1 protein-coding gene is annotated in these 1,131 nt (G+C 66.8%); it reads right to left on the reverse strand.

Features of this window, described 5'->3' with window-relative positions:
• A partial coding sequence (locus ACIPIA_RS16770; RefSeq protein ID WP_400511107.1) for a glutamate--tRNA ligase occupies positions 1-893 on the reverse strand: 893 nt, incomplete at its 3' end.
• Positions 894-1,131 lie beyond the last annotated feature (238 nt).

Below are 1,131 nucleotides of genomic sequence, written 5' to 3' on the forward strand. Positions count from 1 at the left end.
GCACGCGAGACGTGAGCGAGCTCGACCAGGCCCGCGAGTTCGTCGAGGCTCGACACCGGGCGCACCGCATCGGAAGTGCCGACCATCGTCGCCAGCGCGGCCACAGCGAGCGCCTCGACACCACTTTCACGCAGGCCGCGCAGGGAGAGATGGCCAAGGCGCTTGGACAGCCCCTCGCCGCTCGCCGTCGTCAGCAGGTTGTGGTGTCCGAATGCCGGCAGGCTGGCGCCGAGCGCCTCGAAGATCTGCGCCTGAACCGCGGTGTTGGTGACGTGATCCTCGCCGCGGATCACATGCGTGACGCCGGTCTCGATATCGTCGACCACAGATGGCAGCGTATAGAGATAGCTGCCATCCTCGCGGACCAGCACCGGGTCGGAGAGTGACGCGCAATCAACGTGCGAAGCGCCGCGAACGAGATCGCCCCAGGCCACCTCGCGCGCCTCCAGCAGGAAGCGCCAGTGCGGCCTGCGCCCTTCAGCCTCCAAAGCCAGTTTCTGCTCGGCGGTAAGCTTCAGCGCGGCACGGTCGTAGATCGGTGGCAGGCCGCGGGCGAGCTGCCGCTTGCGGCGACGATCGAGCTCGTCGGCGGTTTCGTAGCAGGGGTAGAGCCGCCCTGCCTGGCGCAGGCGCTCCGCCGCCGAATCGTAGATCGAGAGACGATCCGACTGCTTGATGACGCGGTCCGGCACAATGCCGAGCCAGCCGAGATCCTCGGCGATCGCCGCCGCGAATTCAGGCTTCGAACGGGCGATGTCGGTGTCGTCGTAGCGCAGCAGAAATCGGCCGTCATGCCGGCGGGCGAACAGCCAGTTGAACAGCGCCGGCCGGGCATTGCCGATATGGAGATAGCCGGTGGGCGACGGTGCGAAACGAACCAGAGGCGATGTCATGGCCGGCTTATGGCGCGTTTGCAGGCAGGCGACAATCGCGTCGTTGACAGCGGCGCTGCCCCGTTAACCCGACATTAGGGTTACCGAGCCATGAATTGTCCTCGCGCAGGCCGAGACAGATGGGATCTGGCCGCTGCTGGGGGATATCTGGATGCGCATCCGTTCCATCGCGCCGATGCTCGGGGCCACCGCGCTCGCCACGAGCCTTTTCGCCGTATCCGCCATCGCCGCGGACTAC

It is taken from the genome of Allobosea sp. CER48 (assembly GCF_044752385.1).
Taxonomy (GTDB): domain Bacteria; phylum Pseudomonadota; class Alphaproteobacteria; order Rhizobiales; family Beijerinckiaceae; genus Allobosea.